Annotated in this window: 14 protein-coding genes; 6 read left to right on the top strand and 8 right to left on the bottom strand. The window is 63.6% G+C overall.

Translation table 11 applies throughout. From position 1 onward, the window contains the following. Positions 1-71 precede the first annotated feature (71 nt). The 4 genes from ASD50_RS08115 to ASD50_RS08105 all read left to right on the top strand — a co-directional run bounded on the left by ASD50_RS08115 (position 72) and on the right by ASD50_RS08105 (position 3,421). On the top strand, positions 72-1,838 hold the full coding sequence (locus ASD50_RS08115; RefSeq protein ID WP_056238841.1) for an SLC13 family permease: 1,767 nt from the start codon (positions 72-74) through the stop codon (positions 1,836-1,838). A gap of 90 nt (positions 1,839-1,928) precedes the next feature. After that, the gene (locus tag ASD50_RS23500) at positions 1,929-2,102 is read left to right on the top strand and encodes a hypothetical protein (protein WP_164480441.1); all 174 of its coding nucleotides are present in this window, start codon (positions 1,929-1,931) and stop codon (positions 2,100-2,102) included. Between the two features lie 119 nt (positions 2,103-2,221). Continuing rightward, positions 2,222-2,629 (top strand): hypothetical protein, encoded by a 408-nt coding sequence (locus tag ASD50_RS08110; RefSeq protein WP_056238602.1) that lies wholly within the window; start codon positions 2,222-2,224, stop codon positions 2,627-2,629. Between the two features lie 75 nt (positions 2,630-2,704). Then, the gene (locus tag ASD50_RS08105) at positions 2,705-3,421 is read left to right on the top strand and encodes a helix-turn-helix transcriptional regulator (protein WP_056238600.1); all 717 of its coding nucleotides are present in this window, start codon (positions 2,705-2,707) and stop codon (positions 3,419-3,421) included. A 10-nt stretch (positions 3,422-3,431) separates the two neighbouring features. Here ASD50_RS08105 and ASD50_RS08100 read toward each other — a convergent pair whose 3' ends face one another. From ASD50_RS08100 to ASD50_RS08065, 8 genes are all read right to left on the bottom strand, one after another. Then, positions 3,432-4,226, bottom strand: coding sequence for an ABC transporter permease (locus ASD50_RS08100; protein WP_056238594.1), 795 nt, complete (start codon positions 4,224-4,226; stop codon positions 3,432-3,434). Beyond that, the gene (locus tag ASD50_RS08095; protein WP_056238838.1) at positions 4,226-5,401 is read right to left on the bottom strand and encodes an ABC transporter permease; all 1,176 of its coding nucleotides are present in this window, start codon (positions 5,399-5,401) and stop codon (positions 4,226-4,228) included. Before ASD50_RS08095 ends, ASD50_RS08100 begins: the two co-directional genes overlap by 1 nt. Then, positions 5,398-6,465, bottom strand: a complete 1,068-nt coding sequence (locus ASD50_RS08090) for an ABC transporter ATP-binding protein (RefSeq protein ID WP_056238592.1) — start codon at positions 6,463-6,465, stop codon at positions 5,398-5,400. Before ASD50_RS08090 ends, ASD50_RS08095 begins: the two co-directional genes overlap by 4 nt. A gap of 348 nt (positions 6,466-6,813) precedes the next feature. Then, positions 6,814-7,863 (bottom strand): ABC transporter substrate-binding protein, encoded by a 1,050-nt coding sequence (locus tag ASD50_RS08085; protein WP_082549538.1) that lies wholly within the window; start codon positions 7,861-7,863, stop codon positions 6,814-6,816. A 56-nt stretch (positions 7,864-7,919) separates the two neighbouring features. Further along, positions 7,920-9,311, bottom strand: coding sequence for an aspartate aminotransferase family protein (locus ASD50_RS08080; RefSeq protein ID WP_056238580.1), 1,392 nt, complete (start codon positions 9,309-9,311; stop codon positions 7,920-7,922). Between the two features lie 63 nt (positions 9,312-9,374). Beyond that, positions 9,375-10,586 (bottom strand): acyl-CoA dehydrogenase, encoded by a 1,212-nt coding sequence (locus ASD50_RS08075; protein ID WP_056238577.1) that lies wholly within the window; start codon positions 10,584-10,586, stop codon positions 9,375-9,377. A 154-nt stretch (positions 10,587-10,740) separates the two neighbouring features. Continuing rightward, positions 10,741-11,325, bottom strand: a complete 585-nt coding sequence (locus ASD50_RS08070) for a cupin domain-containing protein (protein WP_056238575.1) — start codon at positions 11,323-11,325, stop codon at positions 10,741-10,743. 111 nt (positions 11,326-11,436) lie between these two features. After that, positions 11,437-12,231 carry a DeoR/GlpR family DNA-binding transcription regulator gene (locus ASD50_RS08065; protein ID WP_056238836.1) on the bottom strand — a complete coding sequence of 265 codons (795 nt, stop codon included), beginning with the start codon at positions 12,229-12,231 and terminating at the stop codon, positions 11,437-11,439. Positions 12,232-12,473: 242 nt separating this feature from the next. Here ASD50_RS08065 and ASD50_RS08060 point away from each other — a divergent pair, with 242 nt between their 5' ends. Then, the gene (locus ASD50_RS08060) at positions 12,474-13,439 is read left to right on the top strand and encodes an ABC transporter substrate-binding protein (RefSeq protein ID WP_082549537.1); all 966 of its coding nucleotides are present in this window, start codon (positions 12,474-12,476) and stop codon (positions 13,437-13,439) included. A gap of 202 nt (positions 13,440-13,641) precedes the next feature. Next, on the top strand, positions 13,642-14,655 hold the full coding sequence (locus tag ASD50_RS08050) for a quaternary amine ABC transporter ATP-binding protein (RefSeq protein ID WP_056238570.1): 1,014 nt from the start codon (positions 13,642-13,644) through the stop codon (positions 14,653-14,655). The last annotated feature ends 111 nt before the right edge of the window (positions 14,656-14,766 follow it).

Below are 14,766 nucleotides of genomic sequence, written 5' to 3'. Positions count from 1 at the left end.
ATGAATCACCTCGCCGCCTGCAACCAAAAGCTGGCGGCGATGTTTCTCGATCCCATGCCGGGAGTTTCATGCTGACGCTGCCCCAGATCCTTTCCTTTGCCGTCATAGCGCTGATGATGGGGGCGTTCGTCTGGGGCCGCGTGCGCTACGACCTCGTCGCGACCGGCTCGCTGCTTTTGGCCATAGCCGTTGGCATCGTTCCATTCGACAAGGCATTTTCGGGCTTCAGCGATGACATCGTCATCATTGTCGGCAGCGCGCTTCTGGTCAGTGCCGGCGTGGCGCGCAGCGGCATCATGGAATTCGCCATCCAGCGCTTCGCGCCCAATGTCAGCTCCGTACGCGCCCAGCTTGCACTGCTGGTGGTGACGGTCGCGGTGCTGTCGGCCTTCGTCAAGAACATCGGCGCGCTGGCAATCATGATCCCCATCGCCTTCCAGTTCGCGCGGCGCGCCAATGTCTCGCCCTCGACGTTCCTGATGCCGATGGCCTTCGCCTCGCTGCTGGGCGGGCTGATGACGCAGATCGGCACCTCGCCGAACATCGTGGTATCGCGGCTGCGCGACGAACTGACGGGCACGCCGTTTTCCATGTTCGACTTCACCCCGGTCGGACTGGCGCTGACGGTGGCGGGCTGCGTGTTCCTGACCCTGTTCTACTGGCTGGTGCCGCAGCGCGAGCGGCAGGAAGCCTCGCTGCAGGAAGCCGTCGCAATCAAGGATTATTCGGCCGAGGCTAGGGTGACCCAGGATTCGACCGTTGCCGACAAGCCTCTGGCCAATCTCTTGAAAGTCTCGGCGGGCGAAGCGGTGATCACCTCGATCCTGCGCGGCGCCGGGTTGCGCATCGCTCCCTTGCCCGATGCCGTGCTGAAGGTCGGCGACATCTTGCTGATCGAAGGCGGTCCGGAAGCGCTGGACCGGCTGGTGGCGCAGGCGAAGCTCAAGCTCGGCGACGAGCGAACGCCGGACAGCACCGCCGAAACCGTGGCGGTAGAGGCGGTCATCACCGAGCGCTCGAGCCTGATCGGCTGGTCGGCCAAGCATCTTTTGCTTTACGACCGCTTCAACATCAACCTGCTGGCGGTGAGCCGCAGCGGCGAACGGCTGAACCAGCGCCTCGGCGCGATCACCCTGCGCTTCGGCGATGTCGTGGTAATCCAGGGCGAACGCAACGCGTTGCCGCAGTTCCTGCGCGACTTCGCGCTTCTGCCGCTGGCCGAGCGGCCTTTGCTGCTGGGCAATGTCAGGAACGGCATCGTGCCGCTTTTGATCCTGATCGCGGCGATGGGATCGACGGCGCTCGGCATCCTGCCGGTGACGGTCGCCTTCTTCGGCGCGGCGGTGATGATGGTGCTGACCCGCGTCATTCCCGTGCGCGATGTCTACAACGCCCTCGACGGCCCGATCCTCGTCATGCTGGCGGCGCTGATCCCGGTCAGCGACTCGCTGCGCTCCACTGGCGCGACCGGCCTGATCGCCACCTTGCTGGCCGAGTTCGGCCAGGTCCTGCCAGGATATGGTGCGCTGACGCTGATCCTGATCGCGGCGATGATGGTGACGCCGTTCCTGAACAACGCCGCGACCGTGCTGGTGATGGCGCCGATCGCTTCCGGCTTCGCCACCACGCTCGGCTACCAGCCGGAAGCTTTCCTGATGGCCGTGGCGATCGGCGCGGGCTGCGATTTCCTCACGCCCATCGGCCACCAGTGCAACACGCTGGTGATGGGGCCGGGCGGCTACCGCTTCTCCGACTACCAGCGGCTCGGCCTGCCGCTGTCGCTGTTGGTTATTGCCGTCGCCGTGCCGATGCTGATGATGGTGTGGCCGCTCAGATAGTATCCCGGAACGTTTTGGAAACGTCCTGACAGACTGCTGTCAGCAGGCCTGTGCGATGATGCCGGCGTTCACAAAAAGAGGAGCGCCGTCATGCATACGACCGGGATTTTCAACACCATGAAGCACTATGTCGGCAAGGTCCGCACCATCCGCAACGAGATCCGCACGGTCCGCCTGCTGAATTCGCTGCCGCCGGAAATCCGCGCCGATATCGGCTGGCCCGACATGCACCGCGGCGAGGACAACAGGCTGAACCTGTCTTGAAGGGATTGGATATTGTTGCCATCTCCTGACACTATGCTGTCAGGAGCATCGTGCGAGAGTAGAGGCTAGGCAGATGCCCACAGACGAAATCGCACCGGGACGGTTGAGAGCCGATTGCCATGAAAAGCTGGACCGACAGGCTGAATACGCCGGGTGTGAATGGGATACGCGCGACGCCGCGCACGATGGGCGACGTCGTCGAGGGCCAGCCGATGCTGGTGCCGACGCCGCGCCAGGTCGACGACTTCATCCGCACCATCCCGACTGGCCAGTCCTTGAGCGTGCGCGAACTGCGCTCGGGGCTGGCAAGACGGCATGGCGCGGACGTTACCTGCCCGGTGACAATCGGCTATCATCTGAGGACCGTCGCCGAGGCCGCGAACGAGGATATCGAGCGCGGCATGGCGATTGCCGACGTGACGCCGTTCTGGCGTGTGCTGGACGGAAAGACGCCGACGACGGGAAGGCTTTCCTTCGGCGCAGCGTTTGTGAGAGAGCAGCGCGAGCGCGAAGGGCTGGAACCTTAAAGGAAGGCTTGGACAGGCAGGAACTGCGCTGCCATCCGGGATTGCATGAAAAGACAAACGCCGAGGGAGCACTATATGCGGCGCGCCGACAGGCTTTTCCAGATCGTGCAGCATCTGCGTGGCGGCCGGCTGGTCACCGCGCAGAAGCTCGGCACCTGGCTCGAGGTTTCCGAACGCACCATCTATCGCGACATTGCCGACCTGCAGTCGACGGGCGTGCCGATCGACGGCGAGGCGGGCGTCGGCTACATGATGCGGGAGGGGTTCGACCTCCCACCCTTGATGTTCACGCGTGACGAGATCGTGGCGCTGGTCGCAGGCGCGCGCATGGTGCGCGCCTTCGGCGGCGCGGCGATGGCGCGGGCTGCCGACGAGGCGCTGGTCAAGATCGGCGCGGTGCTGCCCGACGCCGAGCGCGACCGCATCGCACGCACCGAAATCCATACGCCGATGTGGGTGGTGAGCGACAGCGCGCGCGAATCGATCGACGTCATCGAACGCGCGGTCGAGAAGCGGCAGGTGCTGACCATCGACTATTGCGACGAGGCCGGGCGCTCGACCGCCCGCGACGTCCGCCCGCTCGGCCTGTGGTTCTGGGGCAAGGTGTGGACGCTGGTTGCGTGGTGCGAGATGCGCAACGATTTCCGCGCCTTCCGCATCGACCGCATCTCCTCGCTGGTCAAGGCGGATCGCACCTTCAAGCCGGAGCGCGGCAAGCAGCTTGCCGATTTCTACCGCGCCGTCGAGCGCAGCGAATCCTACGGCATGGGGCCGTCCGCACGCGGCATGTGAATTCTGGCGCTCAGGCCGGCTGCTTGGCCTGCGAAGCGCGCCTGCGGATCAACAGGGCGACGAGAGCCACCAGAAGCGTGCCGACGATGAACAGGAAGGCGGCGGCGGCGATGGCCGGGCTGATGTTCTCGCGGATGGTGGAAAACATCTGACGCGCCAGAGTGCGCTGGTTGGGCCCGGCGACAAACAGAGTGAGCACCACTTCGTCGAGCGAGGTGGCGAAGGCGAACACCGCACCGGACAGGATGCCCGGCAAGGCAAGCGGAAAAGTGACCCGGCGAAAGACGGTGAACGGCGAGGCGCCGAGGCTGAGCGCGGCCCGTTCGACGCGCCGGTCGATGCCGGCGAGCGACGCCGAGACTGAGACCACCACGAACGGAACGGCGACGACCGTGTGGGCGCAGATGACGCCGGCATAGGTATTGGCAAAACCGATCTGGACGAAGAACACCTGCATGCCGACGCCGAGCACCACCGCCGGCACCACCATCGGCAGGAGAAAGGCGGTGCGGAACAGGCCTGGCAATAGGAGGCCGCTGTTGCGCAGGCCAAGCGCTGCCATTGTTCCAAGGACGCCGGCGAGGATCGTCGTGCCGGTGCCGACGATCAAGCTGTTGACGATGGAAAGCCGCCAAACGTCGGCCACGAACAATTCGCGAAACCAACGCATCGAATAGTCCGGGATCGGATAGGTGAGAAAGACGCTGGAGGTGAAGGCGAGCGGCAGGATGGCGATGAGCGGCGCGATCAGGAACACAACGGCCAGCACACCGAACACCAATCGCGCAATATCGATAAGCCGCATCACAGGCCCCCGCGATCTGAGGACAGGCGGCCGTAGACGGCGTAGAGCGCCAGCGTCGCCACCAGAAGAATGGCGCCGAGCGCACCCGCCATGCCCCAGTTTGCCGAGCCGATGGCATAGAAGGCGATGACAGAGGAAATCATCTGGTCCTGCGCCCCGCCGATCAGGGCCGGCGTGATGTAGTAGCCGATGGCCGTCATGAACACGAGCAGCGAGCCGGACACCACGCCGCGCAGGCTGAGCGGCAAGAGCACGCGCAGGAACGCCCGCCACGGCGGCGCGCCGAGCGAGGCGGCAGCCGGCATCAGGTTCTTCGGAATTGCAAGCAGCACCGAATAGATCGGCAGCACCATGAACGGCAACAGCACATGCGTCATGGCGATGACCACGCCAAGCCGGTTGAAGATCAGCGGCAGCGGGCCGCTGATGAGGCCGAGGCTGATCAGCGTGTCATTGATGAGGCCCTTTTCCTGCAACAGGATGAACCACGCAGCGGTGCGCACCAGCAATGATGTCCACAACGGAAGCAGCACGGCGCCGAGCAGAAGTTGCCGCTTCCACCCGGTCAGCGACACCGCCAGCATGGCGTAAGGCAGGCCGATCAGCGCGCAGGCGATGGTGACCACCGCGCCGATCCACAAGGTGCGGATCAGGATCGCGGTGTTGGCCGAGGCATCCGCGGGAAGCGCCACCACCTTGCCGGTGGCATCGCGCTGGTAGTCGAGTGCCGCGAGCAGGTTGCGGTCTGTATAGGGGTTGGTGGAATCCACCACCGCACGCCAGAAGCGCACATCGGTCCACTTGGCATCGATGGCAGCCAGATCGAGCGGACCGCTCTGTTCCTGTGCTGCGCGCACGGTCTTGCCCATCAATGTCCGGAAGCCGTTCTGCGCGCTGTTCAGCCGGCGCACGGCATCGCCCAGCAATTGCTGGTCGTCGATGTTGCGCAAATCTTCCACGAAGGCCTGCTTGAGCGCATCCGGCGGCTCCGACTGGCGGTCCCATCCGGCGGCGGCTTCGGCAGTGAGCGGAAAGGCGCGCGACCCGACGGGATCGGACACCGATTCCTTCAGCATGGAGACGAGCGGCCAGGCAAAGAACAGCGCAAGAAACAGGACCAGCGGCGCGACAAGCGCCAACGCGCCGAGCCGGGTGCGGGCCGCTGCCTCGCTCATGCCGGCAGCATCCAGCAATCGGAAGCCGAGAACGAGACGGTAACGCGGTCGCCCGGCGCCAATTCGGCCTGCTTGCGGTCGGCCTTGACGATGAAGCCGAAGGCATCGTCGTCGAGTTGGATGCGCAGGTGATCGCCATGATAGACGGCATCGGTGATGGTCGCCGAATAGCTGTTGTCAGCCTTGTTGCCGGTGTCGAGGCGGATGCGCTCGGGCCGCACGGAAACCAGTATCTTCTGGCTGGCCAACTGCGCGCCCGACGGCTGCACCCGGATCTGGCCGCCGCCGGGCAAGGCCACGGTTGCACCTGACTTGCCGTTTTCGGCAAGCGTGCCCTCGACCAGATTGGTCTCACCGATGAACTGCGCCACGAAGCGCGAATGCGGCTGGTCGTAGATTTCGCGCGGGCTGCCGATCTGCTCGATCTTGCCGCGATTGAACACGGCGATGCGGTCGGACATGGTAAGCGCTTCCGACTGGTCATGCGTGACGAAGACGATGGTCAGGCCGAGCCGGCGATGCAGGGCGCGGATGTCGAGCTGCATCTGCTCTCGCAACTGCTTGTCGAGCGCGCCGAGCGGCTCGTCCATCAGCACCACCGAGGGCTCGAACACCAGCGCGCGCGCCAGCGCCACGCGCTGCTGCTGGCCGCCGGAGAGTTGGGAGGGCTTGCGGTCCTTGAGCGCACCGAGTTGCACCATGTCGAGCACGCGCGTCACCCGCTCGCCGATTTCCGCCTTCGGGGTACCGCGCATCTCCAGCGGAAAGGCCACGTTTGAAGCCACGTCCATATGCGGGAACAGCGCATAGTTCTGGAACACGACGCCCATGTTGCGCTTGTGCGGCGGCAACTGGTCTATGCGTTGCGAACCGAGCGAGATTGTGCCGCTGGTCGGGGCTTCGAAGCCCGCCAGCATCATCAGGATAGTCGTCTTGCCCGAGCCGGAAGGCCCAAGCAGGCTGACGAACTCGCCCTGCTCGATGACGAGGTTGAGATCGTCGACGACACGCAGCGTGCCGAATGACTTGTTGACCTGTTCAAAGCGGATGTTGGACTGAACCAAGGGCTCTCACACCACCTACATGTTTAGGCACGATCTTCCCGAAAACGGTACCCATTTTTCGGGATCATGCTCTTTGCCTGCGCATGATCCTGTCCGAAAACCGGCATCCACTTTTCGGGATCATGCTCCTTGTCTAAGCATGACCCTGTCCGAAAACCGGTATCCACTTTTCGGGATCATGCTCTTTGCCTGCGCATGACCTTGTCCGAAAACCGGCATCCACTTTTCGGGATCATGCTTTGCCTGCCGGTGCAGGCGGCCTCGGATCGGGAAGCGAAAGTGCGGGATCGGAAAATCCCGCACCTTCTGTCAAAGGCGAACGTCCAGCGACGTTCGGGCCAGCCCGCTTTACTGGGCGAGCCAGGCGTTGAAGCGCTGGGTCAGGGCTTCCGAATTGTCGATCCAGAAATCGACGTCGAGCGACAGGGCCTGTTCCATGTTGGCCGGATCGGTCGGCAGATCAGCCTGGAGGTCTGCCGGAACCTGTGTAGCGGCGTTCATGTTGGGAAGACCGTAGGCGACATGCTGCGGCAGCTTGGCCTGGTTCTCAGGCTGGCTGGCGAAAGCGATGAAATCCATCGCCGCGTCCTTGTTCTCGGCGTCTTTCAGGATGACCCAGCTGTCGACGGCGTAGATCGAGCCCGGCCACACCACCTTGAAATGGCGGTTCTCGGTGCGGTTGATGCCGGTGATGCGACCATTGTAGGCCGACGCCATCGCCACTTCGCCGGAAGCGAGAAGCTGCAGCGGCTGTGCGCCGCTTTCCCACCAAACGATGTTCGCCTTCAACTCGTCGAGCTTCTTGAAGGCGCGATCGACGCCCTCAGGCGTGGCGAGCGCCTTGTAGACATCCGCCGGCGCGACGCCATCGGCCATCAGCGCGAATTCCAGCGTGTACTTCGGACCCTTGCGCAGCGAACGCTTGCCGGGGAATTTCTGCACGTCCCAGAAATCCGCCCATGACTTCGGGCCATCGGCGATCTTGTCGGTGTCATAGGCGATCGCGGTAGACCAGACGATCGCACCAACGCCGCATTCGTTTACCGCGGACGGAATGAACTTGTCCTTGTCGGGAATCTTGCTCCAGTCGATCTTTTCATAGAGACCGTCGGCACAGCCCAACGCCAGTTCCTCGACCTCGACCTGCACGGCATCCCAGTTCGGGTTGCCGGCCTTGACCTTGGCTTGCAGCACGCCGATGCCACCATCCCAGGCCTCGTCGAGCAGCGGCTTGGCGGTCTTTTCGGCAAAAGGCTTGAAATAGATTTCCCGCTGCGCGTCCTGATAATTGCCGCCCCATGACACCACGGTCAGGTCGCGGGCCGCAGCTGGCATCGCCATGCCGAGGCCAACGGCCAGCAAGCCGCCCATTGCCAGAATTCCTACCCGTTTGCGCATTTTCGCTTCCCCTTTATCTGTAGTTGCGAGAATCCGGCCCTGCCGGATGACTGACGTCAGGCCACTTTCTCGGTCGCACCATCGAAAATCTTGCGCGAAACGGTGTCAAGGGCACTGGCGAATTTGTCGAGGATCGAGCGAACCTCGTTCGGCTGGATGACCAGCGGCGGGCAGAGCGCGATGGCGTCGCCCATGTTGCGGCAGATGATGCCCTGCTCCTGCAGCTCGGCATTGAAAATGCCGCCCAGCACGCCGGGCGCTTCAAGCGCCGACTTGGTGGCCTTGTCGGTCACCAGTTCCATCGCCGCGATCAGGCCGACGCCGCGGACCTCTCCGACCAGCGGATGGCCTTCGAGCTTGCGCAGGCCTTCGAGCAGAAGCTCGCCCATCTCGGCCGCATGGCCGACCAGGTTGCGCTCCTCGATGATCTTGATGGTTTCCAGCGCGACAGCCGCCGGAACCGGATGGCCGCCGGCGGTGAAGCCGTGGCCGAGCGTACCGATGCGCTCGCTTTCGTCGAGGATCGGGTCGAGCACGCGGTCGTTGGCGAGGAAGGCCGAGATCGGCAGGTAGGACGACGACAACTGCTTGGACAAGACGATCATGTCCGGCTTCAGGTCATAGGTCTGGCAGCCGAACATGTTGCCGGTGCGGCCGAAGCCGCAGATGACTTCGTCGGCAAGGAACAGGATGTCGTACTTCTTCAGCACGGCCTGGATCTTGGCCCAGTAGGTGCGCGGCGGCACCACGACGCCGCCGGCGCCCATGACCGGCTCGCCGAAGAAGGCGGCGATGGTCTCCGGCCCCTCGGCAAGGATGAGCGCCTCAAGCTCGCCGGCAAGGCGGGTGGCGAAGGCCTCTTCGCTCTCGCCCGGCTGCGCGTCGCGCCAATGGTGCGGGCTTGCCGTGTGCAGGATGCCCTGGATCGGCAGGTCGAAGGAGCGGTGATTGTTGGGCAGGCCGGTGAGGCTGCCGGAAGCGATGGTGACGCCGTGATAGGCGCGCTTGCGGCTGATGATCTTCTTGCGCTGGGGCTGGCCGAGCGCGTTGGAACGGTACCAGATCAGCTTCATCGCCGTATCGTTGGCTTCGGAGCCGGAATTGGTGAAGAAGGCCTTGCTCATCGGTGCGGGCGCCATCGTCACCAGCTTCTCGGCAAGCTCCACAACCGGGCCGTGCGATTTGTGCGTGAAGGTGTGGTAGAAGGGCAGCTTCGCCATCTGGCGGGTAGCAGCGTCGACAAGGCGCTTTTCGCCGAAGCCGAGCGCCACGCTCCACAGGCCGGCCATGCCCTCGATATAGCGCTTGCCGTGAACGTCCGTGACATAGACGCCCTCGCCGCTTTCGATCACCAGCGGACCGACCTGCTGGTGCTTGCGGCCATTGGTGTAGCCGTGAAGGTGGTAGGCGATGTCGCGCGCTTCGATCGAATTGGGCTTGGTGGTCATTGTACGTTTCCAGTCAGTCGGTTGACCGGCCAAGGGAGGTGTGGCCGGCATCGGGAGTGGTTGTCAGAAGAACGCCTGGATGCCCGTCTGGGCGCGGCCGAGGATGAGCGCGTGCACGTCATGCGCGCCTTCGTAGGTGTTGACGGTTTCCAGGTTCTGCGCGTGGCGCATGACGTGGTAGCCGATCTGGATGCCGTTGCCGCCATGCATGTCGCGGGCCTGGCGGGCAATGTCGAGCGCCTTGCCGCAATTGTTGCGCTTGACGATGGAGATCATTTCCGGCGCCATCTTGCCCTCGTCCATGAGACGGCCGACGCGCAGCGAACCTTGCAGGCCAAGCGCGATCTCGGTCTGCATGTCGGCGAGCTTCTTCTGGTAGAGCTGCGTGGCGGCGAGCGGCTTGCCGAACTGCTTGCGGTCGAGGCCGTATTGGCGCGCGCGGTGCCAGCAATCTTCCGCCGCACCCATGACGCCCCAGGAAATGCCATAGCGGGCGCGGTTGAGGCAACCGAACGGACCCTTGAGGCCGGAGACATTGGGCAAAAGCGCCTCTTCGCCGACCTCGACATTGTCGAGCACGATTTCGCCGGTGATCGAGGCGCGAAGCGACAGCTTGCCGCCGATTTTCGGCGCGGACAGCCCCTTCATGCCCTTGTCGAGCACGAAGCCGCGAATCTGATTGTCATGCGCCGCCGACTTTGCCCACACCACGAACACGTCGGCGATGGGGGCATTGGAAATCCACATCTTGGAACCGTTGAGGCGATAGCCCGACGCGGTCTTTTCGGCCCGGGTCTTCATGCCGCCCGGATCGGAGCCGGCGTCCGGCTCGGTCAGGCCGAAGCAGCCTATCCACTCACCGGAAGCGAGCTTCGGCAGATATTTCTTGCGCTGCTCCTCCGAGCCGTAGGCATGGATCGGATACATGACCAGCGAAGACTGCACGCTCATCATCGAGCGGTAGCCCGAATCGACGCGCTCGACTTCGCGGGCGACGAGGCCATAGGTGACGTAGCCCGCGCCAAGCCCGCCATATTGTTCCGGAATGGTGATGCCGAGCAGGCCGGCATCGCCCATCTCGCGAAAGATGGCGGGATCGGTCTTTTCCTCCATATAGGCGTCTTCGATGCGCGGGCCGAGCTTGTCGGCGGCAAACGCCGCCGCCGCATCGCGCACCATGCGCTCGTCTTCCGTGAGCTGCTGCTCGAACAGGAAGGGATCGTCCCAGACGAAGGCTGCCGTATGTGAAGATGTCTTGCCGTGCCGAGCGGTCAATGCAGTCGCCTCCTGAGCTGCCGCAAGAGATACCGGACAAAGCCTTCACCCGTGCGGGCCGGCTCCTCCTGTGGTCATCATATCCCTGCGATGGGTGTTAGCATCGTTCAAAATTCTGCGCAACATACCGCTCAATATATTGAGCGAATTTTCGCTATAGATAGGGCGGCGTGCAGGCCGAGATGACGATCGTGATGCCGGTGGACGGGTTGCGGAAGCGGTGCGGCACGCGGCTGTCGAACAGGTAGGATTCGCCAGCCTTCAGCACCCGCACCTCGTCGCCGACCGTCAACTCCAGTTCGCCCTCGACGACATAGCCGCCCTCGGTCGAGAAATGCTGCAACATGGCCTCGCCGGTATCGGCGCCGGGTTCGTAGACTTCGTGCAGGATTTGCAGATTGTAGGCGCGCGCATCGCCGACCTGGCGCAGCGTCAGCCGGCCTTCGCCATTGTCTATGGCCCGCGCGGTAACGCGCGAGGTCAGGTCCTTGAGGTCGTCGACGCCAAAGAACGGGCCGAACTTCTTGCGCTGGTCGTCCTCGAAGAAATCGGACATGGAGACATCGAGGCCACCGAGTATCTTGCGCAGCGTCGCGATCGACGGGCTCGACTTGTTCTTCTCGATGATCGAGATCTGCGCATGCGGGACATTGGCCCGGGCGGCAAGCTCGCGCTGCGAAAGCGCAGCCCCCACCCTCAGCGCCTTGAGGCGCGCACCAACGTCGAAATTCTCTGCCATGCGGTTGCCGGGCTCGCCAAGACTTGTTCAACTTTGCGCAAAATATCTGACACTTTGCCGCAATGGAAGAGGCGAAAATCGGTTGTACAGGCCGGAAATACCGGCCGCCGCTCAGCCCGCGCGGCTGCCGGCTCCAGCGGGTTCGGCCTCGGCCACGACAAGACGCACACCGGCTGAGGCGAGCGCGTCCGCTATGTCGCGCGGCGGCGCCTGGTTGGTCGCAAGTTCGGCAAAACCGGACAGGTCGCAAACCTGGACGAGACCCTGGCGGCCGAATTTGCTGTTGTCGGTGATGACCATCGAGCGCTGCCCGCGCGACAGCACCATGCGGGCAAATTCCGCTTCGGCGAGGTCGTAGTCCATCACGCCGGCCGATTCGTCGATGGCGCCCGCCGAGATGATGGCGTGGGTGACGCTGAAACGGCTGACGAATTCGATGGCCGAGATGCCGAAGGCGGCGCCTGAATCGCTGCGCAGTTCGCCGCCGGCCATGTAGACCTTGTTGCCGTTGACCGTGGCGAGCGTGCGCGCGATGTCGGAGGAATTGGTCACCACTGTCAGCCGCCGGTGGCCAAGCAGTTCACGAGCCAGGAAACTGGTCGTCGTACCGGTATCGAGCATGATGGATTCGCCGTCGCGGATGGTCGCCGCCACCATGCGCGCGATGGTGCGCTTGGCTTCGGCGTTTTCGCGCATGCGCCGCTCGAAGGGCGCTTCGGCGGTCATTGCCGGCAGGCCGATGGCACCATGCATCTTGACCACGATGCCGTCGTCGGTGAGCGGCTTGACATCGCGGCGCACCGTTTCCAGCGAAACGCCCAGCCGTTCGGCAAGGCTGGCGATGGTCACCGTGCCCTCGTCGCCGAGAAGGCGCAGGATTTCACCATGACGCTTGGAATGGATCATCGCAGGTCCGCGCTCGAACAACCATTAATGTGACTGTTTTTATGGCAATCTGACAATGACATGCAAGCGATTGCCACATAAATCAGGCAAATCAACACAGAAAACCACAAATCCACGTTGACAAGCCGGCGCATGCCGCGTGACACTGCGGAAGTGACGAACCTGAGGCGCTTGCTGCGGGAGATGGCAACGACCTGAGGCACACCAACGACAAAGTTCAGAGGGTGAGCAGGAGGCTCGACATGTTTTCGCGCATTCGCATGACCACGACCGCGCTCGGGGCACTTGCCCTTGGCGCTACGCTGTCCATGACGCCGGTGATGGCGCAGGACTCCACCGACCCCATTAAATTGACGCTGCATGACTGGACCGGCCAGCTCATCACCACCCAGATCATGGGCGAGGTGCTGAAGAAGGCCGGCGACAACGTCGAATACGTCCAGGCCGACTATCTGGCCCAGTTTGCCGGACTGGAAAGCGGCGACCTGCATGTGGCGATGGAAATGTGGGAAACCACAGGCCGCGACGCCATGGATGCGGCAACCGCGACCGGCAAGGTGGAGAATTTCGGCCCGACCGGCATGAAGGCCAAGGAAGAGTGGTGGTTCCCCGAATACATGAAGGAGAAATGCCCCGGCCTGCCCAACTGGGAAGCGCTGAAGGACGAAAAGTGCGCCGAGGCTTTCTCGACCGCCGAGACCGCGCCGAAGGGCCGCTACCTTGGCGGGCCGGTGACGTGGGGCGGTTTTGACGACGAACGCGTCGAGGCGCTCGACCTGCCGTTCGAGGTCATCCATGCCGGCACCGACGCAGCGCTTTTTGCCGAACTGGAAAGCGCCTACCAGCGCCAGGCGCCGATCCTGTTGTGGATTTACGCGCCGCACTGGGCGACGGCGAAATACAAGGGCGAATGGGTCGAATTCCCCGAATACACCAAGGAATGCTACACCGACCCGGCCTCGGGCTCGAACCCCGACATGGCCTATGACTGCGGCAAGCCGTTTGGCGAAATCTGGAAGGTCGGCTGGGCCGGCGTGAAGGTCAAGTGGCCCGGTGCCTACAAGGCGATCAAAGCCTTCACCATCGACAATGACGAGATGGGCCAGATGATCACCAAGGTCGATCTCGACGGCAAGAAGGTCGAGGACGTGGTGGCCGAATGGATGGGCGCCAACGAGGCGCGCTGGTCCGAGTGGATCAAGAAGTAGGCGTTGGGCGCATGCGCTTGAACACCCCCCTCTGGCCTGCCGGCCATCTCCCCCTCAAGGGGGGAGATTGGCTGGCGTTGCGGACCTCGCCAACCGCCAGGCTCTTGGGAAAGGCGCAAGCGTCGAAATTGCTGATCTCCCCACCTGAGGGGGAGATGGCCGGCAGGCCAGAGGGGGGTCTGCTCAAGGGTTGGCAAACCCTATGACCCCGAAACTTGTCTGTCGCGATGTCTGGAAGGTGTTCGGCGCCGGGGCAAAGGAATTCCTGCAGGAAACGGGCGGCAACGCAGGGCTGAAAGAGTTGGGCGCGCGGGGTCTCGTCGGCGCGGTGCGGGGTGTCAACCTCGATGTCCGCGCCGGCGAGATTTTCGTCATCATGGGCCTGTCGGGGTCCGGCAAATCGACGCTGGTGCGCTGCCTGTCGCGCCTTGTCGAGCCGACGGCAGGTGAAATCCTGTTCAACGGCGAGAACCTGCTCGAGGCAGACGACCGGCGCATGATCGAGATCCGCCGCCACCAGATGGGCATGGTGTTCCAGAATTTCGCGCTGCTGCCGCACCTCACCGTGCTGGCCAACGTCGCCTTCCCGCTCGAAGTGCAGGGCGTGGACCGCGCGACACGGGAGGAACGTGCCCGCAAGATGATCGAACTCGTTGGCTTGGCCGACAAGGAGCATTTCTTCCCGCGCGAGCTGTCCGGCGGGCAGCAGCAGCGGGTCGGCATCGCCCGTTCGCTGGCGGTCGAACCGGAACTTTGGTTCCTGGACGAGCCTTTTTCCGCACTCGATCCACTGATCCGGCGCGAGATGCAGGACGAGTTCATGCGCCTGCAATCCGTGTTGAAGAAGACCATCGTCTTCATCACCCACGACTTCGACGAGGCCATCCGGTTGGCCGACCGCATCGCGATCATGAAGGACGGCGCGGTGGTCCAGATCGGTTCGCCCGAAGACATCGTGCTGAACCCGGCGACGGCCTATGTCGCCGAATTCACCCGCAACGTGCCGAAAGCCAAGGTGGTGAAGGTGGCAAGCACCATGAAACCCGCCAAGGGCAAGGCACTGAACGGGGCGTCGATTTCGCAAGGCTCCACCATTGCCGAGGCCGCACCCTTGTTCGACGACAAGACGGAACGGCTGCGTGTCGTCGATGCCGGCGGCGCGACTGTTGGCGTCCTGGAACGTGCCGATGTCGTTGCCCTGATGATGCGGGGGTAGAAGCTTGATCGCCGCCCTCTACACCCCCCTCTGTCCTGCCGGACATCTCCCCCTCAAGGGGGGAGATTGGCTGGCATGGCGAGCCTCGCCAACCGTCAGGCTACCGGGAGA

The organism is Mesorhizobium sp. Root552 (assembly GCF_001427285.1).
Lineage (GTDB): Bacteria > Pseudomonadota > Alphaproteobacteria > Rhizobiales > Rhizobiaceae > Mesorhizobium.
This window is presented reverse-complemented; position numbering and strand designations above follow the sequence as displayed.